16 protein-coding genes and 1 pseudogene are annotated in these 20,066 nt (G+C 73.0%); 8 read left to right on the forward strand and 9 right to left on the reverse strand.

Annotated elements, in window-relative coordinates; genetic code table 11:
• Positions 1 to 94: 94 nt before the first annotated feature.
• A complete protein-coding gene (locus DTB53_RS18375; RefSeq protein WP_012379213.1) occupies positions 95 to 1,492 on the reverse strand; it encodes a glycoside hydrolase family 18 protein in 1,398 nt (465 codons plus the stop codon).
• Positions 1,493 to 1,867: 375 nt separating this feature from the next.
• On the opposite strand from DTB53_RS18375, the gene DTB53_RS18380 reads away from it, so the two are divergent.
• From DTB53_RS18380 to DTB53_RS18400, 5 genes are all read left to right on the forward strand, one after another.
• On the forward strand, positions 1,868 to 2,620 hold the full coding sequence (locus tag DTB53_RS18380) for a GntR family transcriptional regulator (protein ID WP_003966571.1): 753 nt from the start codon (positions 1,868 to 1,870) through the stop codon (positions 2,618 to 2,620).
• A gap of 225 nt (positions 2,621 to 2,845) precedes the next feature.
• Positions 2,846 to 3,046 (forward strand): hypothetical protein, encoded by a 201-nt coding sequence (locus DTB53_RS18385; protein WP_003966569.1) that lies wholly within the window; start codon positions 2,846 to 2,848, stop codon positions 3,044 to 3,046.
• Between the two features lie 148 nt (positions 3,047 to 3,194).
• Positions 3,195 to 3,590 (forward strand): NUDIX hydrolase, encoded by a 396-nt coding sequence (locus DTB53_RS18390; RefSeq protein WP_078562747.1) that lies wholly within the window; start codon positions 3,195 to 3,197, stop codon positions 3,588 to 3,590.
• A 233-nt stretch (positions 3,591 to 3,823) separates the two neighbouring features.
• Entirely contained in the window at positions 3,824 to 4,267 is a 444-nt protein-coding gene (locus DTB53_RS18395; protein ID WP_003966566.1) for an ATP-binding protein, read from the forward strand.
• 223 nt (positions 4,268 to 4,490) lie between these two features.
• Positions 4,491 to 7,058: a SpoIIE family protein phosphatase gene (locus DTB53_RS18400; protein ID WP_030705296.1), complete on the forward strand. Its 2,568-nt coding sequence runs from the start codon at positions 4,491 to 4,493 to the stop codon at positions 7,056 to 7,058.
• 86 nt (positions 7,059 to 7,144) lie between these two features.
• Here DTB53_RS18400 and DTB53_RS18405 read toward each other — a convergent pair whose 3' ends face one another.
• Together DTB53_RS18405 and DTB53_RS18410 are read right to left on the reverse strand one after the other, a co-directional pair.
• Positions 7,145 to 7,858 (reverse strand): PspA/IM30 family protein, encoded by a 714-nt coding sequence (locus DTB53_RS18405; RefSeq protein WP_012379209.1) that lies wholly within the window; start codon positions 7,856 to 7,858, stop codon positions 7,145 to 7,147.
• 58 nt (positions 7,859 to 7,916) lie between these two features.
• Positions 7,917 to 10,000 (reverse strand): annotated as a pseudogene (locus DTB53_RS18410) (TPM domain-containing protein).
• A gap of 257 nt (positions 10,001 to 10,257) precedes the next feature.
• Here DTB53_RS18410 and DTB53_RS18415 point away from each other — a divergent pair.
• Positions 10,258 to 11,781, forward strand: coding sequence for a glycosyltransferase (locus DTB53_RS18415; protein WP_012379206.1), 1,524 nt, complete (start codon positions 10,258 to 10,260; stop codon positions 11,779 to 11,781).
• An 8-nt stretch (positions 11,782 to 11,789) separates the two neighbouring features.
• On the forward strand, positions 11,790 to 13,304 hold the full coding sequence (locus tag DTB53_RS18420) for a DUF6056 family protein (protein ID WP_042496219.1): 1,515 nt from the start codon (positions 11,790 to 11,792) through the stop codon (positions 13,302 to 13,304).
• Positions 13,305 to 13,546: 242 nt separating this feature from the next.
• On the opposite strand, the gene DTB53_RS18425 is transcribed toward DTB53_RS18420, so the two are convergent.
• The 4 genes from DTB53_RS18425 to DTB53_RS18440 all read right to left on the reverse strand — a co-directional run bounded on the left by DTB53_RS18425 (position 13,547) and on the right by DTB53_RS18440 (position 17,392).
• Positions 13,547 to 14,371, reverse strand: a complete 825-nt coding sequence (locus DTB53_RS18425) for a tyrosinase family protein (RefSeq protein ID WP_012379204.1) — start codon at positions 14,369 to 14,371, stop codon at positions 13,547 to 13,549.
• Positions 14,372 to 14,388: 17 nt separating this feature from the next.
• Positions 14,389 to 14,811 carry an apotyrosinase chaperone MelC1 gene (gene melC1, locus DTB53_RS18430; protein WP_012379203.1) on the reverse strand — a complete coding sequence of 141 codons (423 nt, stop codon included), beginning with the start codon at positions 14,809 to 14,811 and terminating at the stop codon, positions 14,389 to 14,391.
• A 335-nt stretch (positions 14,812 to 15,146) separates the two neighbouring features.
• Positions 15,147 to 16,127, reverse strand: a complete 981-nt coding sequence (locus DTB53_RS18435; protein WP_012379202.1) for a glycoside hydrolase family 6 protein — start codon at positions 16,125 to 16,127, stop codon at positions 15,147 to 15,149.
• Between the two features lie 242 nt (positions 16,128 to 16,369).
• A complete protein-coding gene (locus DTB53_RS18440) occupies positions 16,370 to 17,392 on the reverse strand; it encodes a DUF6301 family protein (RefSeq protein ID WP_012379201.1) in 1,023 nt (340 codons plus the stop codon).
• Positions 17,393 to 17,508: 116 nt separating this feature from the next.
• Between DTB53_RS18440 and DTB53_RS18445 the strand changes: the two genes are divergently transcribed.
• Positions 17,509 to 17,940 carry a PaaI family thioesterase gene (locus tag DTB53_RS18445; RefSeq protein ID WP_012379200.1) on the forward strand — a complete coding sequence of 144 codons (432 nt, stop codon included), beginning with the start codon at positions 17,509 to 17,511 and terminating at the stop codon, positions 17,938 to 17,940.
• Between the two features lie 67 nt (positions 17,941 to 18,007).
• Here the strand turns inward: DTB53_RS18445 and DTB53_RS18450 are convergent, their stop codons facing one another.
• A complete protein-coding gene (locus DTB53_RS18450) occupies positions 18,008 to 18,790 on the reverse strand; it encodes a M15 family metallopeptidase (protein WP_003966556.1) in 783 nt (260 codons plus the stop codon).
• A gap of 336 nt (positions 18,791 to 19,126) precedes the next feature.
• Positions 19,127 to 19,918, reverse strand: a complete 792-nt coding sequence (gene fabG, locus DTB53_RS18460) for a 3-oxoacyl-ACP reductase FabG (RefSeq protein ID WP_012379199.1) — start codon at positions 19,916 to 19,918, stop codon at positions 19,127 to 19,129.
• Between the last annotated feature and the right edge of the window lie 148 nt (positions 19,919 to 20,066).

Consider the following 20,066-nt stretch of genomic DNA (forward strand, 5'->3'; position numbering starts at 1 on the left):
GGGGTGGCCGCGTCACGCGGTCGCCCCGGCCCCTTCGCCCGTCGGTACGGGTGCCCGCGCGAGAGTGTCGCGCGCCGGTCCCCGCACGGGTGGGTCAGCGGCGGTTGAGCCCGCGGTCGACCGCGGTGATCAGCTCACCGTTCTCGGTGTCGCCGTCCAGCGACCAGAACATCGCCCCGCCGAGACCCTTGTCCCGGATGTACGAGGCCTTGGTGCGCAGCACCTGCGGGTCGTCGTACGTCCACAGCGTCTTGCCGTCGAACAGCCACGCGTGGCCGTTCTTCACATCACGGTGGATCTTGTACGTCCCGGAAGCGGCCAGCTGCTTCAGGACCTTGTAGTCCTCGTAGCCCGCCGCCCAGGTCGCCGGAGCCGGGGCCGTGGCCGGCTGGCCCATGCCCGTGCCGCCGCCGGTCACGCCGGTCCAGCCCTGGCCGTAGGTCGGCATGCCCACCACGATCTTGTGCTTGGGCGCGCCGCGGCGCACCCAGTCGCGCACGGTCTGATCGACGCTGAAGTCGTTCTTCGCGTACAGGGCCGACTGCTGGGCCGTCTTCTTCTCGCCGGAGACGTGGTAGTCGTAGCCCTGGATGTTGACGAAGTCGAAGTCCTTCATGAGGCGCTTCACGTCGAAGCCCGCGTCGATCGCCTTCGGGTTGGCCGCCACGTAGGCCGACAGGTCGTAGTGCTTGGGCTTCGGCTTTCCGTGACCGTGACCCTTGCCCTCGGCCGCCTTCGCCCGGCTCTTCGCGTAGGCGTCGAGCTGCGTGCGGAACTCGTGGATCAGGGCGGTGAAGTTCTTCTTGTCCTCCGGGCGGTAGACCGTGCCCTCGTTCCCCGGCGAGCCGGGCCACTCCCAGTCGACGTCGATGCCGTCGAAGAGGCCGGCCGCCGCGCCCTGGCCGCCGCGGGCCCCGTCCACCGGGAGGTTGCCCTTGATGTACAGGTCGACGCAGGAGGCGACGAGGGCCTTGCGCGAGGCCTCGGTGCGGACCGCGTCGGAGAAGTGGGTGGAGTAGCTCCAGCCGCCCAGCGAGATCATGACCTTGAGCCCGGGGTGCTTGGCCTTGAGCTCGCGCAGCTGGTTGAAGTTGCCCGCGAGCGGCTGGGTGTCGGTGTCGGCGACGCCGTCGACCGATCCCGCCGCGTCGAGCGGACGGGCGTAGTCCGCCCAGGCGTCGGCCTGGCCGGGGATGTTGCCGGTGAAGCACTTGCCCTCGGCGTTGACGTTGCCGAAGGCGTAGTTGATGTGGGTCAGCTTGGCCGCGGCCCCGCTGGTGTCCAGGTCCTTGACCTGGAAGTCGCGTCCGTAGATACCCCATTGGGTGAAGTAGCCGACGCTCTTGTACGCGGGGCGGTGGTGGCCCTTGTCGCGGTCGCCGCCGTTGTCGCGGTCGTGGCCGGAGCTTGCCGTGGCCGCGGGTGCGATGCCTCCCAGCAGGGCCAGGGCGACGGCGGCGGTGGTCAGTCGGGTCAGGTTTCTTCGGCGCATGAGGCTCGTTCCTGTGCGTGATCCGGTGCGGAAGGAAGGCAGAAGGCAGGCAGGAGGAAGCAGAAGGACAGCGGAAGGAAGTGCGGGGCCGTGCTGTGCACAGGAATGTATTGGTCTGGACCATAAATGTTCAAGAGCCTGTGGGCTGCCGGACTTTGGGGCGAGGAGGTGGTGGCGCCGGTGCGGGGTGTCGGCCGGTACGGCGCTGGGCAGGGTGGACTCGGAGAACGTCCGGGACTGGCCTGGTGTCCGCGTGCGATGTATGCAGGGATCGTCACAAGGTCATCACATTGAGTGAAACTCTGGCCTATGCTTGCGGTGCACAACCCACGGTTGTCAGGCTGTCGCAGACTGTCAACCTGTTGGGAGTGGCCTGTGACTTTCGGTGAGCAGCCCGCCTATCTGCGCGTGGCGAGCGATCTCAGGGAGAAGATCGTCAACGGCGCGCTGCCGCCTCATACCCGCCTGCCGTCGCAGGCCCGCATCCGGGAGGAGTACGGGGTCTCGGACACCGTCGCCCTGGAGGCGAGGAAGGTCCTGATGGCGGAGGGGCTGGTCGAGGGGCGCTCCGGCTCCGGCACCTATGTGCGCGAGCGCCCCGTGCCCCGCAGGATCGCCCGCTCCGGCAACCGCCCGGACAAGGGGGCCAGCCCGTTCCGGCAGGAGCAGACCGCGGAGGGGGCGCGCGGGACCTGGGAGTCCCGCAGTGAGCAGGAGGGGGCGAGCCCCGAGATCGCCGAGCGGCTGGGCATCGAGCCGGGAGACCGCGTGATGCGCACGCACTACCTCTTCCGGGAGGCGGGGGAGCCGGTCATGCTCTCCACCTCCTGGGAGCCGCTCGCCGTCACCGGGCGGACGCCCGTGATGCTGCCGGAGGAGGGCCCGTTGGGCGGCAGCGGGGTGGTCGACCGGATGGCTGCGATCGACGTCGTCGTGGACAACGTCGCCGAGGAGGTCGGCGCCCGGCCGGGGTTGGCGGAGGAGCTCCTGGCGCTGGGCGGCGTCCCCGGCCATGTGGTCATCGTCATCGGGCGGACGTACTACGCCTCGGGCCGGGCCGTGGAGACGGCCGACGTGGTGGTGCCGGCGGACCGGTACCGGGTCGCGTACCACCTGCCGGTGAGATGAGCCGGGATGACGCCCCGTCGGCGCGGTCGAGGGGCGCCGACCGGGGGCGTCGCGTCATGAGGGGGCGCATTCTGTGGGTGCGCCCCTTTCGTGATGGCCGGATGTGTATCTCTTTGTGTAAACCCGCCTGCGCTGAGTGAAGGTCAGGCGTACGCTCGGGCATATGCGTACTGCGGTTTCCTGGGGATCCTTAGAGACGTGCACGCCGGTGGGAAGAGGGGCGATATGCGGGGGAGCGACACGATGAGCGACAGCGGCGCCGTGCTTCCTTGGCAGGTGGTACGGCAGGACGACGGCGGCAACCGCTACCGCGTGGGCAGGTACGCCACGGAGGCCGAGGCGCGGAAGGTCGCCGACGGCCTCGACGACCGCCATCGCCACCAGGTCTACCGGGTGGAGCGCGTCGGGCAGGGCACCAGGCCCTGACGCCCTGACGCCCTGACGCGGCGCCCGGGGCCCCGCGGGGGCTCCGGGCGGCCGTGCCGTGCGTCCGGCGGTCGGGGCGGTAGGGTCCCGCCCGGACCGGGGGCACGGAAGCCGCCGGACGTGCGGCGAGCGGGGCGGAGCGGTGACGATGCTGATCGACACGGTGGCGTGGGTGCGGATCGAGGGCGGCAGGATCCTCTGCGCGCGCCCCCGGGGCAAGGACGTCTTCTACATCCCGGGCGGCAAGCGCGAGGGTGCGGAGACCGATCTGCAGACCCTCCTGCGCGAGATCGAGGAGGAGCTGACGGTCGGCCTGATCCGGGAGACCGTCGTCCACGCCGGCACGTACGAGGCCCCCGTGGACGACCGGCCGGACGCCGCCCTCGTGCGGATGAGCTGCTATTACGGCGACTACCGCGGCACGCTCGCCACGAGCGGCGAGATCGAGGAGATGGCGTGGTTCTCCTTCGCCGACCGGGCCCTCGTTCCGCCCGTCGACCAGTTGCTTTTCGACGACCTCAGGGCGGCGGGCGCGCTGAGCTGATCCCGGGGCGGCGGGTGCGCTGAGCTGAATCCCGGGGCGGCGGACGGGCACGCCGAGCCGGCCGGGGCGGGCGCGCCGCCCCGAATCCCGGCCGCGGTGCGCGTGAGAGCCGTCCCGCCACTCCACCCGTCTGCACCAAACAGCACGTTGTGCGGTAGTGAGCAACAAATGGTGGGTATGGGCTGATTAGTCACCATTTGTACAAGGGGTGACCCCGCGGTCGTCCCTGGGAAGTGATCGGCGTGATCGGTACCGAAGGCGACCGCGCCGAGTGGGCCTTCCCCGCCGAACCGGGTTCCGTGCGCAGCGCCCGCCACGCCGTCCGGGGTGCGCTGGGCTCCTGGGGGCTCGACACCGCCGTGGGCGACCTCGCGGTCCTGCTCGTCAGCGAGCTGGTGACCAACTCCCTCCGGTACGCCTCCGGACCCATCGGCGTACGCCTGGTGCAGTCGCACGCCGACGGGGGCGCGCCGAGTGCCGACTTCGCTCCCCCGCCCCCGGTACTGCTGGTGGAAGTCTCCGATCCGCTTCCGGATCCACCCACCGAACGCTGTGCGGGACCCGACGACGAGGGCGGCCGGGGACTCCAGCTCGTGGCCTGTTCCGCGCGTCGCTGGGGGACCCGTCGCGGAAAGACCGGCAAGACGGTGTGGTTCGAGCTGGCTCTCCCTGGTTAGGAGAGTGGAGGGACGCACAGCGATCACCAGAGGTCGGGCAGAACCTGGCTGAAAGGGACTGAGACCGTGCTGTGATCGTGAACGCCGTGTCGGTCGGGCCCGTAGTGCTGAATACTGCGGGCAGGACCGGTCCGGTGTGTGAGCTGGAGGGGACGGTCGCGTGAGCGAAATACCTGGGACAACGGGTGATGTCGGCGATGTCGTCGGGACCACGGGCGACGTCGTGTGGCAGAGCAGCCCACCCGGCTCGATCTACGACTACATCAGGGTCGCCTCCTTCTCGATCGGCCCCGACGGTCTGATCGAGCAGTGGAGCAGCCGGGCCGCCGGTCTGTTCGGCATGTCCTCGACCGAGGCCGTCGGCCGCGACCCGGTGGAGGCGTTCATGCCCGCCGAGCTGCGCTCGGACGGCCATCGGCGGGTCGGCGAGATCCTGGACGGCAAGGAGTGGACGGGCCTCGTCCCGTTCCGGATGCCGGGCGAGGGCGGAGCGCACGGCCTCGCCGAGGTCTACGTGATGCCGAGTCTGACCGGCCGGGGCGAGCGGGCCGCGCTCTGTATCGTCGTGGACGTCCGGGCCCTGCGGCGCATCGAGACGGACCTCGCCGCCTCTCAGGCCATATTCGGCCAATCTCCTTTCGGCTTCGTGCTGTTCGGCACGGACTTCGCCGTCGTCCGGGCCAACCAGCGCTTCGCCACGGTCTTTGGCGGCGCCGCCGACGACCACCGCGGCCGCACGGTGGAGGACTACCTGCCGCGGGCCGAGGCCGACCGGCTGTCCGCCACCCTGAAACGGGTCCTGGAGACCGGGGAGTCGGTCACCGACCTCCAGCTCGTCGGCCCCGCCCCCGGCGGCACCCAGCGCCGCCACTGGTCCATGAACCTCTACCGGGTGCACAGCGGGGCCGGGCGCCCCGTCGGCGTCGCCGGCCTCGCCACCGACGTCACCCGCCGCCACATCGCCGCCCGCGAGGCGGCCAGCGCCCGCCGCAACCTCGCCCTCCTCAACGAGGCCAGCGCCCGCATCGGCAACTCCCTGGACCTGGAGACCACCGCCCGCGAGCTGCTCGACGTGGCGGTCCCCGGCTTCTGCGACCTCGCCGCCGTCGACCTCTACCAAGGGCTGCTCACCGGCGAGGAGGCCGCTCCCGGCAGCTGGGCGCCCGCCCACCGCGAATCCGCCGGCGGCTCGGCGGAGCTGCGCCGGGTGGCCCACGCCAGCGCGGTCGCCGACGCCCTGCCCACCGCCGTGGCCGGCAGCGGACCCCCGGGCCCGGACGATCTGCCGCCCGCGCTCGGCTCCGTCCACCGCTTCCCCTTCGGCTCGGCCTGCGCCATGGCGCTGCGCTCCGGGCGGGTCGAGGACGTCCCCGGCGACGAGATGGGGTTCGTGCAGTCGACACTCGCCGTGCCGATGGTCGCGCACGACACCGTCGTCGGTCTCGTCCAGTTCTCCCGCACGAAGGGCAGCGAGCCGTTCGGGGAGCGCGACCGGGGCCTGGCCACCGAGCTGGCCGCCCGCGCCGCCGTCTGCATCGACAACGCCCGGCTCTACCGCCGCGAGCACGAACGCGCCCTGATCCTCCAGCGCAGCCTGCTGCCGCCGGGCGACCCCGAGGCGGCCGGCCTCGACATCGCCTGCCGCTACCTGCCGGGCAACACCGCCACCGAGGTCGGCGGCGACTGGTTCGACGTGATCGAGCTGCCCGGCCACCGCACCGCCCTCGTCGTCGGCGACGTCATGGGCCGCGGTCTGCGCGCCGCCGTCGCCATGGGCGAACTGCGCACCGCCGTGCGGACCCTGGCCCTGCTCGACCTGGAGCCCGCCGAAGTGCTCTCCGCCCTCGACGAGGTCGCCCGCGGCCTCGGCTCCCCGAGCGGCGGCGAGCGCAGCGAGGGCCTCGGCGGCAGCGGCGGAGCCCAGTGGCCCTCCCGCGCCGCACAGAAGTCCCGCGAGGCCGACCTCTCCGAGGTGTACCTCGCGACCTGCGTGTACGCCGTCTACGACCCGGTCACCCGGCGCTGCACGTTCGCCAACGCCGGGCACCTCCCCCCGGCCGTGGTCGAGCCCGGCCGGCCCGCCCGGCTCATCGAGGTGCCCCCGGGCATGCCGCTGGGCGTCGGCGGCGAGCCGTTCGAGGAGGTCGAGGTCGAGCTGTCGGAGAACGCCCTGCTCACCCTCTACACCGACGGCCTGGTCGAGTCCCGGGACCAGCCGCTGGACGAGGGCCTGGCCGCCCTGCGGGCCGTCCTCACCGGTCCGCAGATGGAGCTGGAGGACGCCTGCGACCACGTCCTCTCCACCCTCGACACCCAGCACGGCGAGGACGACATCGCCCTGCTGATGGCCCGTATCCAGGGGCTCCCCGCGGAGGCGGTCGGGGACTGGACGCTGCCGCGCGAACCCCGCTCCGTGGGACGCGCCCGCGAGCTGGCCCGCGGCCAGCTGCTCGCCTGGGACCTCGACGACCTCGTCGACACCACCGAACTCCTCGTCAGCGAGCTGGTCACCAACGCCCTGCGCTACGGCGAGGGCGAGATCCGGCTCCGGCTGCTGCGCGACCGCACCCTGGTCTGCGAGGTGTGGGACGCCGGTCTCGTCCAGCCGCGCCGCCGCCGCGCCCGCGACACCGACGAGGGCGGGCGCGGCCTCCAGCTGGTCGGCCTGCTCAGCGCCGCCTGGGGTTCGCGCCGCACCCCGCGCGGCAAGACCGTCTGGTTCGAGCTGGCCCTGCCGGACGGGGCCCCGGCCGCCGAACTCTCCGTGGAGCAGCTCCTGAGCATGTACTGAGCACCACGTTGCTCGCCCTGTCCGGGCCGGTCTTCATCGTGCTGTGCGTGCGGCGGCTGCGCGAACCCGTCCCGGCCGGCCCCGCGTCACGCGCCCGTCTTCAGGGCCGCCAGCCGGGCCTCGACCTCCGCGCTGTCGCCCAAGCCGTCCAACTCCTCGAACTGGGCGTCCAGCGAGGAGGCCGCCAGCTCCTGCTTGCCCAGCGTCTTCGCCTCCTCGCGCCGCACCTTGTCCTCGAAGCGGCTCAGCTCGCTCGTGGGGTCCAGGACGTCGATGTTCTTCACGGCGTCCATCATCCGGTTCTGCGCCTGCGCGGACTTCGAACGCGCCACCAACTCGTCGCGCTTCGCCTTCAGCTGGGAGAGCTTGGCCTTCATCTGGTCGAGCCCCGACTTCAGCTTGTCCACCACCTCGCTCTGCGAGGCGATCGTGGGCCCGGCCGCCTTCGCCTCCTGCTCCGACTGGAGCTGGCGGCCCAGCGCCACCTTCGCCAGGTTGTCGAACCTGTCGGCCTCCGCGACCGACCCCGCCCCGCGCAGCTCGTCGGCCTTCCGGCTGGCGGCCAGCGCCTTGCCGCCCCATTCGGCCGCCGCCTCGACGTCCTCCTTGTGGTCCTGCTCCATCAGCCGGAGGTTGCCGATGGTGGCCGCGACCGCCTGCTCGGCCTCCGCGATGTTGTTCGTGTAGTCCCGGATCAGCTGGTCCAGCATCTTCTGCGGGTCCTCGGCCTGATCGATCAGGGCGTTGATGTTGGCCTTCGCGAGCTGGGTGACACGGCCGAGGACGGTCTGCTTCGACATGGGATGGCTCCTTGGAAGTGGTGATCGCCGATACGGGTGAGGAAGGAGGGGCGGTGGGTCAGAAGCGGCCGCCACCGCCCCGGCGCCCCCTGGTCCCGCCCCCGCCGAAGCTGCCCGGCCCACCCCCGAAACCGCCGGCCCGGCCGCCGCCGAAGCCGCCGCCCACGCCCCCGCCCCGGCCCCCGCCCCCGAACAGCCCGCCGAGGATGATGCCGCCGAGCACCGCCCCGCCCATGCCGCCGCCCCCGCCCCCCATGGGGCCGGGCCCCTGCGTGGCGCCGAAGCCGCGGACGTCCTGCTCGGCCAGGCTCCTCGCTTGCCCGGCCAGCGCGTCCGCCTGCCGCGCCTCGGCCAGCGCCCCCTGCGCGTCCGCGGCCGACAGCTCCCGGGCCCGCTCCCACCGCCGCTGCGCCTCCGCGAGCCGGGTACGGGCCTGGCTGCCGACCGCGCCCCGGTGGGTGGTGATGTAGTCGGCCGCCGCCCCGATCGCGGAGCGGGCGGTGAGCATCGCCTGGTCGAGGAGGGAGCGGGCCTTCGCCTCGCCCCGCTCCCGGTCCCGGGCCCCGGCCAGCGCCTCGTCCAGGGCCGCGTCCGCCTCCTCCACCCGGCGCAGCGCGTCGATCGGGTCGTACGGTCCCGCCGCCATCGCGCCCCGCACATCGGCGAGCACGGCCTCGGCGCGGGCGGTCCGGCCGCGCAGATCGGCGGTCGACGCGCCCTCGGCGGTCCCTGCGAGCAGCCCGCCCGCGTCCGCGAGGTCGGTCTCCGTCTCGGTCAGCGCGGCCGGCAGCTTCCGGGCCGCCTCGCCCAGCTCCGCCGCCCGCCGGTCCACCGAGTCCAGCAGTGTGCCCGCCTGGCCCACCGCGCCCTCGGCGCCCCGGATGTACACCGCGGCCCGGGAGTTCTCGCCGCCCTCGACCGCCGTACGGGCCTCCTCCACGGCCGAGGCCGCGAAGACGAGCCGGTCCTCGGCCTGCTCGACGCCGGCCGCCACGGGGGCGGCGGCGCCCTCCCCGTACCGCTCGCGCAGCCCGGCGACGCCCGACTCGGCCGCCTCGACCCGGCCGGCGAGGGTGCGGTGGGTGGCCTCCACGGTGGCCAGGGCCTGCGGAGCGGTGCGTTCCAGGGCGCGCAGCCGGTCGAAGTCCTCGGCGACGGTGTCCAGGCCCTCGTTCGCGGTCGCGCACCGCCGCAGGATCTCCTCCAGCATCCGGCGGCGGGTGGCGTCGTCCTCGGGGAAGGCGTCGTCGAGCCGCTGGCGCAACCGGAACGACTGCGTCAGCTCGTCCTTCGCCCGCGCGACGGCCTCGGTGAAGGGCTTCGCCGCCTCCTCTCCGAACTGGCCGTGGCGAAACCGAGTTCCTCCTCGCTCGTGCGCACCGCGTCGTCGGTGTCCACCAGCACCTGCTTCGCCTGCCCGTCCAGCTCCGGCAGCGGGGTCGGCGGCTCCGGCGCACCGCCTGCCCCCGCGCCCCGCCCCCAGCCGGTGGCCGCCGGGGTGGTGCGGGTCGTCGTCCGCCGTCTGCGCCGGGCGTACGCGTAGGCGCCGACAGCGCCGACGCCCACGACGACGGCGACCGGCAGGATGACGTCACGGGCGCCGGTGGAGTCGGAGCCGCCCGTTCCCGGGTCGGCGGGCCCGGGGGTGATGGCGGGGGCGGTCACCGGGCGTCCGGCCAGGACGGAGGCGTAGCCGTCGGCCGCGCCGATCGCGGCCCCCGCCCAGTCGTTCTCCCGCAACGCGGGCTCGATCGCGGTCCCCGCCACCTCCCGCAGCCGGGCATCGGTGAGCCGGGAGTCCACGTCCACGGAGTAGGCGTACTGCCGGTCGTGGGTGGCGACGGAGAGCAGCACGTCGTCCTGGCCCAGGCCGTTGCGGTCGGCGGTCTCGTCGCTCCAGGCCTGTCCGGACCGGCCGGAGAAATCACGGACGTACACCACGAAGAGCTGGACGCGCTCGTCGGCGTACAACCGGTCGAGCGCGTCCTCCACCTGCCCCGTCCGGTCGCCCAGGGCTCCCACCCGGTCGGTGATCTGCCCGTCCCGGGACAGCTCGACGGGGTCGTCGGCGCGTGCGGTCGCGGCGGCGGGAAGGACCAGCCAGCACACGGCGGACAGCACGGCGAGCAGCCCGGTGAGCAGTCGAGGAGATGTCACCTTTGTGAGGCTATGTGGGCTTTTTCGCCCCCGCGACCCGGCGTTCTGCCGATCCGCGTCGGCTGTTCGCATGAAAGGGCGCGGGAAAGGGGCGCCCCCGCGCGTGTACGGAGGGACGGAGGCCGCCGACCGTCGTCAGATGGGGCGGACGTGGCGCGTTCCGGGGCCCGGTGCCGGAGGCCGACGGTGCCGCGCGGGTGAGGCCCGGCACCCACGAGGGGCCCGAAGTCCGGAGGTGGCGAGTGACTGGCCTTCAGCTGTCGGTCGTCGTGCCGTGTTTCGACGAGGCCGAGGTGATCGAGGCCTTCCACGCCGCGCTGGTAGCCGTCCTGGACCCCCTCGGGGACGGCTTCGAGATCTGCTACGTGGACGACGGCAGCCGGGACCGCACCCGCCTCCTGCTGAGCTCCCTCGCCGGGCGCGACCCACGGGTCCACTACACCGCCTTCAGCCGCAACTTCGGCAAGGAGGCCGCCATGCTCGCCGGCCTCCGGATGTCGCGGGGAGCCGCCGTGGTGATCATGGACGCCGACCTCCAGCACCCGCCCGAGCTGATCCCCCGCATGCTGGAACTGCACCGGCACGGCTACGACCAGGTCATCCCGCGCCGCGACCGCGCGGGCGAGGGCGTTCTCCGCAGCACCCTCAGCCACACCTACTACGCGCTCGTCCGCCGCTGCATGGACGTGGAGCTCATCGACGGGTCGGGGGACTTCCGGCTGCTGTCCCGGCGGGCGGTGGAGAGCGTCCTGTCCCTCCCCGAGAGCAACCGCTTCTCCAAGGGGATCTTCTCCTGGATCGGCTTCGACACGGTCACCTTCCGCTACCACAACAGCGAGCGGATGGCGGGCCGGTCGAAATGGGGCAGCAGACGGCTGCTGAACTACGGCATCGACGGACTGCTCTCCTTCAACAACCGCCCGCTCCGCCTTGCGATCTACACCGGCTTCTGGGTCTTCGTCTCGGCCCTGGCCTACGCCCTGTGGACGGTCGTGGGCGTCGTCCTGCACGGCACCGAGACCCCCGGCTACGCCACCCTCCTCACCGCCGTCGTCGCCCTCAGCGGCATCCAACTGGTGACGCTCGGGGTCATCGGCGAGTACGTGGGCCGCATCTACCACGAGGCGAAGCACCGGCCGCCGTACGTCGTGCGGGAGACCGACGCCACGCGGCGGGCGCTGCCGGACGGCCCGCCGCCGGGCCCGCGACCCATCGAGGACCCGGGCGGAGGCGCCGCCGCCTGCGCCCCGGCCGCGGTGACCCTCGCCCCCGCCCCGCCCGCCGGGACCGGCGCTCCGTCACGGTCCCGTACGGTCCGCCAGTTCGGCAGCTTCCTCCTCATCGGCTGCGTGAACACCGCCGTCTACCTCGGGATCTACGCCTCGCTGAACCGCTTCATCCCGTATCTGACGGCCCATGTCATCGGCTACGCGGTCAGCATCGTGTGCTCGTTCCTGCTCAACTCCTACGTCACCTGCCGGACGCGGCCGACCTGGCACGCGTTCGTCCGCTATCCGATCTCCAGCCTGGTCAACCTGGTGGCGTCCGGAGCGCTGCTCTACGGGGCGGTCGGCGTTCTCGGGATGGACAAGAACCTCGCCGCGCTGGCGGCGGGCGTCCTCGTCACCCCGGTCTCGTTCCTGCTGGCCCGCTGGGCGATCACCTCGGGGCGGCGCAAGGCCGACACGGCGGTGCGGACCGCCGGACCGCCGCCTGGCCGTCCGGCGCCCGAACCGCTGCCCACCCGCTCCTCCCGGGAAGGGTGAGGCCCGCGATGCCCGACGACCGCCCCGTGACCGCCGCCCCGGAGAGGCCGGGAAGGGGCGAGAGGAGGCCGGACCCGGCCGGCCGCCCCACGGACCGTCCCTGGACGGCTCTCTGGGTGAGCGCCCTCGCCCTCCCGCCCCTCGCCCTGCTCGCCACCGCCTCGTGGTCCGGGCGGTGGGTGCGGCCCGGCGCCGACGACTGGTGCTTCCTGCCCGCCGTACGGGACGACGGCATCACCGGACTCGTCGGGAAGTTCTACCTCGACGACAACGGGCGGGTCGCCAACGCCCTCCTGGTCGGCGCGTACGCCGAGTTCCAGGTCGCGGGACACCAGTGGTTCCCCCTGGTCAGTGCGGTCCTGGTGCTCGCGGTCCTCTGGGCGGTGGCCGTCCTCGCCCTGCGCCGGGCCCGGCTGCGCACCCCGCGCGGGCTGCCGCTGCTGCTCGCGGCCCTGACCACCGCGCTGTTCCTGTTCGTCACGCCGAACACGTACAAGACCTTCTTCTGGCCCGCCGCGTCCGTCTCGCACACGCTGCCGCCGGTCCTGGCCTGCGCCGCCCTGATCCCGTTCCTCCTCGCCCGCACCCGCCGGGGGCGGGCCCTCGCGATCGTCGTCGCGGCGCTCATGGGCGCCTTCCTCGCCACGCTGTCCGAGGAGACGGCGATCGTCGTGGTGATGGTGCTGGTGGCCGCGCTCCTCGTCTCCGGCCGGGTCGTCCCGGCCCGTGAACGGGGGTTCGTCCGGCGGTGGTGCGCGGCGGGAATCGCCGGGACGGCGGCCGGTGCGGTCGTCCTCGTCACCTCACCCGGCTCCATGACCCGCAGGGAGCGCTTCGGGGCGGATTCCACCTCCCTGCTCGCCCCCGACTCCCTCGCCGCGTCGCTGCGCGCGTTCGCGGAGATCACCGTCACCGTGGTCACGACCTGGCAGTACGTGGGCGCGGTCGCGGTGGGGGTCCTGCTGGGGCTGCTGTGCCGCCGGGCGGACGGGACGATGCCCCGCCCGCCCGCGCACCGGCCGCTGCTGACCGCCGCCGGGCTGATCACGCTGCTGGTCTCCGGTTACCTCTGCACGGTCATCGCCTACCCGGTGTTCGGCGACCGGGTGAGCGATCCGAGCGCCAACCGGCTGTGGAACGACTACCTCCTGCTGTACGTGATCCTGCTCGTCGGCGCGGGCGCCCTGCTGGGTCTGACCCTCCGTCGGCACACCCGCCGCACCGCCCCGGCGAAGGCGGTGTGCGCCGCGCTCTGCGTCCTGGTCTGCGTCGGCCCGGCCGTGGCCCTCACCGACCTGGACGCCGCGATGCGGGCCCGGGCCGAGAAGTGGGACGCCCAGGACCGCCGGCTCCGGGAGGGGGCGGAGGCCGGGCAACGGGTGCTGCCCTACGAGCGGCTGGTGATCAGCCGGATGCTGGAGCCGTTCAGCGCGGGCGGGCGCCGGTACTGGCCCGGCGGGTGCGTCGCCGACTTCTACGGGCTCGACCGGGTCACGGACGGGAGCGCGGGGCGCGGCTCCTGATCGTCGGTGCGCCGGACGCGCCGGGGCCGGTCGACAACGGCCGGTTCACGCCGGCCCGGACCGTGGGTCCGCCGCCTGGCACGGCCGGTGGGGGCCGCCGACACGCGGTGCCCGGTCGATACGGACCGCAACGGTCGGGCCGTATCGCGTTCCGGGGTTCACGGCATCCCTGCCGACCGCCTCCACCCGGTCGGCAGGCCGGCAGGGCGCCGGGGGGTCACACCCGGGGGCGTGACGCGTACTCAGGCGTACGTATAGAACTGCGTGTGGTCCAGCATGTCCTGCGGGGTCGTGTTCGGCCAGGGCGGCATGGTGTCGTTCAGGTCGATCACATCGACCGTCCCGCCGGCGGGGAGGTACTCGGCGCTCGTCGGGTGGAGCGCGTGCCAGTCGGCCCAGAGCTTGTCGACGAACGCGTGGTGCAGCCAGAACACCGGATCGTTCGGGGAGACGCTCGTCTCCATGTGGCCCCAGACCCAGGTGTGCACCCGGTTGTGCATGCTCATGTAGCCCGCGGAGCCCTCCAGCGCGGAGCGGAACCCCGTCGAGCCGTCGCGGAAGGGCGGAGAGTCGTACGTGGGCATGGCGAGGGCTGCGTCGACGTCGGACCGGGGCGGGAGCGTGGGAACGCGGTGGGCGAGATTCCGGGCGAGGAAGGGGCGGCTGTCGACCGAGACGTTGATCGTCCAGTTGCCGCCGGAGTGGGCGAAGGGCCCGTCCATCACCTGGTCGTCCAGGGGGCGTCCGGTGCCGCCGAGGAAGGCCGGGGCCCAGAGCGAGGAGCCGACGGTGTTGTCGGCGGTCCAGTCCCAGTAGGGGATCGAGACCGACGCGTCGACCTTCCGCAGCTCGTTCTCGAAGTCGATGAGGAACTTGCGGTGCCACGGCAGGAACGACGGCCCGAAGTGGCCCACGTACACGCCGGTGTTCATGTCTATGGAGAACCGCGTGCGGTGGGCGAGCACGAACTCGTCGTACACACCCAGGCGTTTGACCTCCAGTACCGCGTCGACGAAGGCCTTCTTCTCGGCCGCCGTGAGGTTCGCCTGGTTCTTCCGTACGGTCATGGCTGGCTGCTCCCGGGTCAGGCGGTGGGGTCGAACGGGACGACGACGGCGCCCTTGAGCGAGATGACCGCGGTGCGAGCGGCCTCCAGCGGGGTCGCGAATCTCTCGTAGTGGTTGATCGTGCTGCTCCAGCCGTTTCTCCCGTGCTGCATCACGGGGAGTTCACGGCCGTCGATCAGCACGCGGTAGCCGGCGCCGTGCCCGGCGTGCCCGTGTGCGTGGGCGCTCGCGCGGGCCTCGGCGGGCGTGCCCTGGATACGGCGGCCCTCGAAGACCTCGTCGAAGGAGGAGGGGGTCCCGGCGAGGCCGGCCGCGCTGCCTTCGCTGCCGGTTCCTGCTGGAACGGTGTCCGCGGACGCGGTGGTGACGCCGATGAGCGCGCCGCCCGCTGCGACGCCGATCGCGGCCCCGAGGGCCTGCCGACGGGTGGGTCCGGGCATGACGGATGTACCCCCAAATACACATGGCTGAGGCGTCCCCCCAGGCTGTTCGGGGCCGCCGTGATCATGTGTACACGGGGGTTTGTCTCCGCATAAGGAGGTGAAAAGGGGTTGGCTCTCATATGGACACGTATGCACGGCCACAGCGCCGCCACCGCCCCCGCCCGCCGCTCGGCGTCGGTGCCGGAGGGGGCGGAAGGCGCAGGTCTTGCCGTCCATGTACCCAGCCTGTGAAGGATCTTCGGTATCCGGCCCGCCCTCGGCCACCGGAACGATCATCTGCGGCTGGCTGGAACTCCTCCCTCCTCCCGTCCGGTCGCCGGACGGGCCGGCCCTCAGTACCCGTAGATCATCTTGTAGGCGACCTCCGGCAGGAACTGCCCGGCCACCGAGCCGGCGCCGACTCCGCAGTCGCCGTCGGACTCCCCGGGGGTCTTCAGCCACAGCAGCATCTCGGCGCCGCCGCCCGTCTGGCCGACCGCCCCCGTCCTGCGCCCGCCCGGGTTGCACCAGGCGCCGTTGGAGCCGTTCCCGTTGCGGCTGGTGTCGATGACGTACGGCTTCGTGTAGCCGTAGGACGCCGACAGGGACGCGTTGACGGCGTTGCCGTACGCGGAGTTCTCGCCGGTGCCGTAGTAGTTCGAGATGTTCAGCGAGAAGCCGTGCGCCTGCCGGGCCCCCGCGCCGTCGAGGTGCTGTGCCATGGTGGCGGCGCTGATCCAGGCCGGGTTCCCGGCGTCCAGGTAGGTCCAGGTGTTGGGAGCGTGGGCGGCGAACCGGGCGAGCGCGTCCTTGAGCATCCCGTTGCGCTCGTCGATCTGCGCCTGGTCCAGGCAGCTGAAGTCGCCGAGCGAGTCGGGCTCGATGACCACCAGCGCGGGCCGGGAGCCGATCGCCGAGGCGAACGCGGAGATCCAGGCGCGGTAGGCGCTCGGAGTGCCCGCGCCGCCGCCGGAGTGCCCGCCGCAGGCGTCGCGGCCGGGGATGTTGTACGCGATCAGGACGGGCAGCTTGTCGGCGGCGTCGGCGGCACCGACGTAGGAGCCGACCGCTGCCCCGATGTCCCCGCTCCACGCCCCGAACCACCGGGCCATGGGCCGCGAGGCGATGTTGTCGCGGATGGCGGCGGCCCGCCCGTCGCCGGGGTTGGCGGCGGCCCAGGCGGCGGGGGCCGCATGCGGGTCGGTGTAGAACCCGCTGGTCATGCCGATCGGGTCGGCCTGCGCGGTGGCGGCGGTGGCCTGCTGCCCGGCGCCGAGGGGGAGCAGGAGGCAGGCGAACGCCGATGCGGCGAGCGTACGCAGGAGTCTTCTCATGGCTGCGGCCCTTCTGTGGGAGCGCTCCCAATCGACGACGGCGAGGAGACGGGCTGGGGAAGGGAGCGCGGAATGGGGGGAGGGGAAGGCGCGGGGGCGGTGCGGAGTCCGTACGGCGGACCGGGTGGGGCTTCGGACCGCGACTGCCGTCGTCAGACCAGACGGTGACAGCGGCGCACCCCCGTGTCAATGAGTCCGGCAGCGGTTCCCCCGACCCGGGGCCCGGGGAACCGCGACCGTTCTCAGACGGCGGGGTCGCGGTGGACGCGGGGGATGCCCAGGTCCGGCAGGTCGAGGTGGAAGCCGCGCCCGCGGCCGGTCATGGTGCCGTCGTACGAGAGGTCGGCCAGGCCGACGCCCAGGTGCCGCAGCTCCTCGACGAGCATGCGGGCCCCCGTCGCGGCGCGCGCGGGGTCGTCCCCGGCCCCGGTGAAGCGGCGCTGCCAGACCTGGCGGGAGCCGTCCCAGCCGTTCCCCGTCAGCCGGGCGGGGTCGGCCGCACCGGGCTGGTGCAGATAGCCGGTTGCCTCGACGACGAGGCCCAGGTCCTGGCTCCAGCACTGGACGAAGCGCCGGGGGTCGGCGGCGGATCCCAGGTGCAGGATGAATCGGCCGGGGAGGAACGGGGTGTCGCGGTCGAGGGAGCGCAACGTTTCCGACAGGCGCTTCTCCACGTCTGCCCAGGTGGTGCCGGGGGTGTGCGGCGCGGCGGGCGCGACCGGCAGAGCGGACCGGTCGGCCGCGCGCCAGCGGCCACGGGAGTAGCCGCTTCCGGCGGCGTCGGTGCCCGCGTCGGGAGGCAGGAGTTCGAGGCTCACCTCGCCCCCGTCGTGCGTGTGCACGAGGAGGCGGACGCCGGGGAGCCGCCACGACATCCACGGGCCGGAGTCGCCTCCCCAGGTCGTGGGCGGGCCGAGCTCGTCCTCCGCGACCCACCAGGCGGCGCGGACGAGGTCGGCGGCGGTGGCCCTGTCCTCGGCGGGCAGGTCGACGACCCGCACGTTCAGTTTGCGCACCTGCTCGGGTGCCGAGGCGGCCGAGATCACCGTGCCGTAGCCGCCCCGGGGCCCCTTGCGGGCGGTGAACCTGCGCCAGACCCGGTCGCCGATCTCCTTGGGCTCCCGGAGTTCCCAGCCCAGCGCCGAGGTGGTGTGCTCGAAGTCCGACAGGCTCCACGAGCCGAACCGGAGCGGGGCGACCTCGCGCACCTGTTCGCGGAAGATGTCGTCGTCGAGCCAGCGGCCCCGGGGGATCGAGTTCTCCATCCGGCAGACAGTAGTGGGCCGGTGCCGACGGGACCCCGCGGGGCCGATGTTGACGGATCGGTGCCCGGAGAGCGACGCTCACGCGTCAACGACGACGGATCACAGGTGGGTGGAACATGGAGGCGAACGCCTCGCGACTCGCGCTCGGGCAGCGGGTTCTGGAAGCTCAGCCCTTCAGCGTCCTGCTGGGCGCGCGGCTGACGGCCTTCGGCGACGGCGCGGCGGTCCTGGAGCTGGACGTACGGGACGAGCTGCGCCAGCAGAACGGCTTCGTCCACGGCGGAGTCCTGAGCTACGCGGCCGACAACGCCCTCACCTTCGCGGCGGGCGCGGCCGTCGGCCCGTCGGTCCTGACCGCCGGCTTCACCATCGACTACCTGCGCCCGGCCCGGGGCGAGGTGCTGCGCGCGCGGGCCGAGGTGGTCCGCCCCGGCCGCACCCGGGTCGTCTGCCGCTGCGATCTGCTGATGGTCGACGCCGAAGGCGTGGAGACGCTCTGCGCGGTGGCCCAGGGCACGATCGCCGTCGCCGGGGGCCCCGGAAGCTGACCGCCGCCGTCGCCCCGCCGGGCGGGCGGGGCGACGGCGGCGCGGGAGAGACGGGGTGCGCGGGGCCTCAGATGCCGCAGCTGGGCGCGGACCAGAAGCGGCCGCTGCCCCCGGCGACGTGGGTGTGGTCGTTGTGGCCGGGGTAGCCCGGGCCGAGGATCTCGGTGAAGCCGTGGTTGCGCGCCGCCTGGGCGAGGGCGCAGAAGCCCTGGGAGCCCGCGCCGAGGTCCGCCGCGTGGCCGTACATGTGGCGGCTGTTGGCGGCTCCGCCGACCGCGCTGTTGCAGGAGACGCTGCGGAAGCCGCCGTTGACGGTGATCGGCCGGTCGCCCATCGCGTGCCGCATGGCCTGGAGCTTCCACATGGTCACCAGGGCGTTGGCGCGTGCCGTGCCGGCGCTGACCTTGCCGCCGGACCAGTCGGAGTTGCAGCGGTTCAGTTCGGCGTAGGTGAAGTTGACGGGGGTGCAGTCGTCGTCCTGCAACTGGTAGATCTTGTTGAACGTCTGGGCTCCGGCGATGCCGTCGGCGGCCAGCCCGTACGCGGCCTGGAAGCGCTGCACGGCCGCCTTCGTGGCCGGGCCGAACGCCCCGTCGATGGCGATCTGGTTTCCGGTGCCCGGATAGCCGGCGACCCGGATCTGGAGCTGGCGCACGGCTTCGCCGCTGGAGCCCTCCTGGAGCGTGCCGCTCCAGGTGTAACAGGCGTCGGCCGTACCGACGTCACCGGCCGACGCGGAACCGGGGGCCGGGGTCGCGGACGGGTGCGCGGAGGCGGTCGCGGTGCCGCCGAACGCGAGGGCCGCGCCCGCGAGGGCCGAGAGGAGGAAACCGATGGGGCGTGATCGCATGGGGGCTGCACCTCATTGTCGTCAGGCTGTCCATGGGGGGAATCCGAGCCTCGACCGGGACGCCGGGAGTGTCAAGGTCATGTCAACATGCTGCCAAGGGATACCCCCGTACCGGGGTGACAGGAGGGGAGTATGGCGACAGATCGACCCTGGGCAGGGCCTCAGGCCCGGGGGCTCCACCGGCCGGGCGCGGAGGCGTCGGGCTCGCGCTGATCCACCGCCACTGACCGCCCCGGCCTCCGCGCGGGCCCGCCGCGCGACGGGAGCGAAGCCCCGACGGCGTCGTACTGCCGCGCCGCCGGGCCGCCGGGCTGCCGGGCCGCCGGGCCGCCGGTCTCAGGCGAGCGGGACGAAGGAGTCCAGCGACTCCGGCAGGGTCTGGCCGCCGTCGACGGTGAGCGTCTGACCCGTGACGAACGAGGCCTCGTCGGAGGCGAGGAACAGCACGGCGTGGGCGATGTCCGCGGTCTCGCCGAGCCGGCCCGCCGGGATCGTGGCGGCCATGCGGCGCAGGTAGTCCTCACCCAGCTTGCTCAGCCCCTCGGTGCGGACGTTTCCCGGCAGGACGGCGTTGACGGTGATTCCCGCCGGGGCCAGTTCGAGTGCGGCGCTCCGCAGGAATCCCAACTGGCCCGCCTTGCTCGCCCCGTAGTGCGACCACCCGCCGTAACCCGTGGTCGGCCCGGTGATCGAGGAGGTGAGCACCACGCGTCCGTGCCCCGCGCGCTCCATGGCCGGCAGGAACGCCTTCGTCGTCAGGATCGAGCCCCGCAGGTTGACGGCGAGGACGTCGTCCACGTCCGCGGCCGTCATCTCCCTCAGGGACTTCTCGGGGAAGATCCCGGCGTTCGCGCACACCACGTCCACATGCCCGTGGCGCGCCTCGGCCTCGTGAGCCATCGCCTCGATCGCTCCCGGGTCCCGGAGATCCACACCCAGCCCGGCAACCCGGGATCCGGTGACCCGCGCGAGTTCGTCCGCCACGGCGCGGGCGGTCTCCTCCTCCCGCCCCGTGACGACGACAGCGGCCCCGCGACGGGCGAACAGTTCCGCGATGCCCCGCCCGATGCCCCGCGTCGCGCCCGTCACGACCACGGACCGCCGTCGCCAATCGGTCTCCGTCACCATCAGACTCCTCCGCACTCCGCGCCCCTGGTTCGTGACCACACGTAGCCACCGTCGCGATGATCGACACGCTAGGTCACCGAGGGCGGATGCGCCCCGAACCGTGGAACTCCGGCCGGATACCGCCTCCGTCGAGGCCGAGAACCGCGAG

Origin of the sequence: Streptomyces griseus (genome assembly GCF_900460065.1) — a bacterium.
In the GTDB taxonomy this organism is placed as follows: Bacteria; Actinomycetota; Actinomycetes; order Streptomycetales; family Streptomycetaceae; genus Streptomyces; species Streptomyces griseus.

Excerpts from the sequence above, each read along its gene's own strand:
- DTB53_RS18375 (WP_012379213.1), bottom strand. The coding sequence starts at position 1,492 with ATGCGCCGAAGAAACCTGACCCGACTGACCACCGCCGCCGTCGCCCTG.
- DTB53_RS18385 (WP_003966569.1), top strand. The coding sequence starts at position 2,846 with ATGCGGGGGAGCGACACGATGAGCGACAGCGGCGCCGTGCTTCCTTGG.
- DTB53_RS18390 (WP_078562747.1), top strand. The coding sequence starts at position 3,195 with ATGCTGATCGACACGGTGGCGTGGGTGCGGATCGAGGGCGGCAGGATC.
- DTB53_RS18405 (WP_012379209.1), bottom strand. The coding sequence starts at position 7,858 with ATGTCGAAGCAGACCGTCCTCGGCCGTGTCACCCAGCTCGCGAAGGCC.
- DTB53_RS18420 (WP_042496219.1), top strand. The coding sequence starts at position 11,790 with ATGCCCGACGACCGCCCCGTGACCGCCGCCCCGGAGAGGCCGGGAAGG.
- DTB53_RS18425 (WP_012379204.1), bottom strand. The coding sequence starts at position 14,371 with ATGACCGTACGGAAGAACCAGGCGAACCTCACGGCGGCCGAGAAGAAG.
- melC1 (WP_012379203.1), bottom strand. The coding sequence starts at position 14,811 with ATGCCCGGACCCACCCGTCGGCAGGCCCTCGGGGCCGCGATCGGCGTC.
- DTB53_RS18435 (WP_012379202.1), bottom strand. The coding sequence starts at position 16,127 with ATGAGAAGACTCCTGCGTACGCTCGCCGCATCGGCGTTCGCCTGCCTC.
- DTB53_RS18440 (WP_012379201.1), bottom strand. The coding sequence starts at position 17,392 with ATGGAGAACTCGATCCCCCGGGGCCGCTGGCTCGACGACGACATCTTC.
- DTB53_RS18445 (WP_012379200.1), top strand. The coding sequence starts at position 17,509 with ATGGAGGCGAACGCCTCGCGACTCGCGCTCGGGCAGCGGGTTCTGGAA.
- DTB53_RS18450 (WP_003966556.1), bottom strand. The coding sequence starts at position 18,790 with ATGCGATCACGCCCCATCGGTTTCCTCCTCTCGGCCCTCGCGGGCGCG.
- fabG (WP_012379199.1), bottom strand. The coding sequence starts at position 19,918 with ATGGTGACGGAGACCGATTGGCGACGGCGGTCCGTGGTCGTGACGGGC.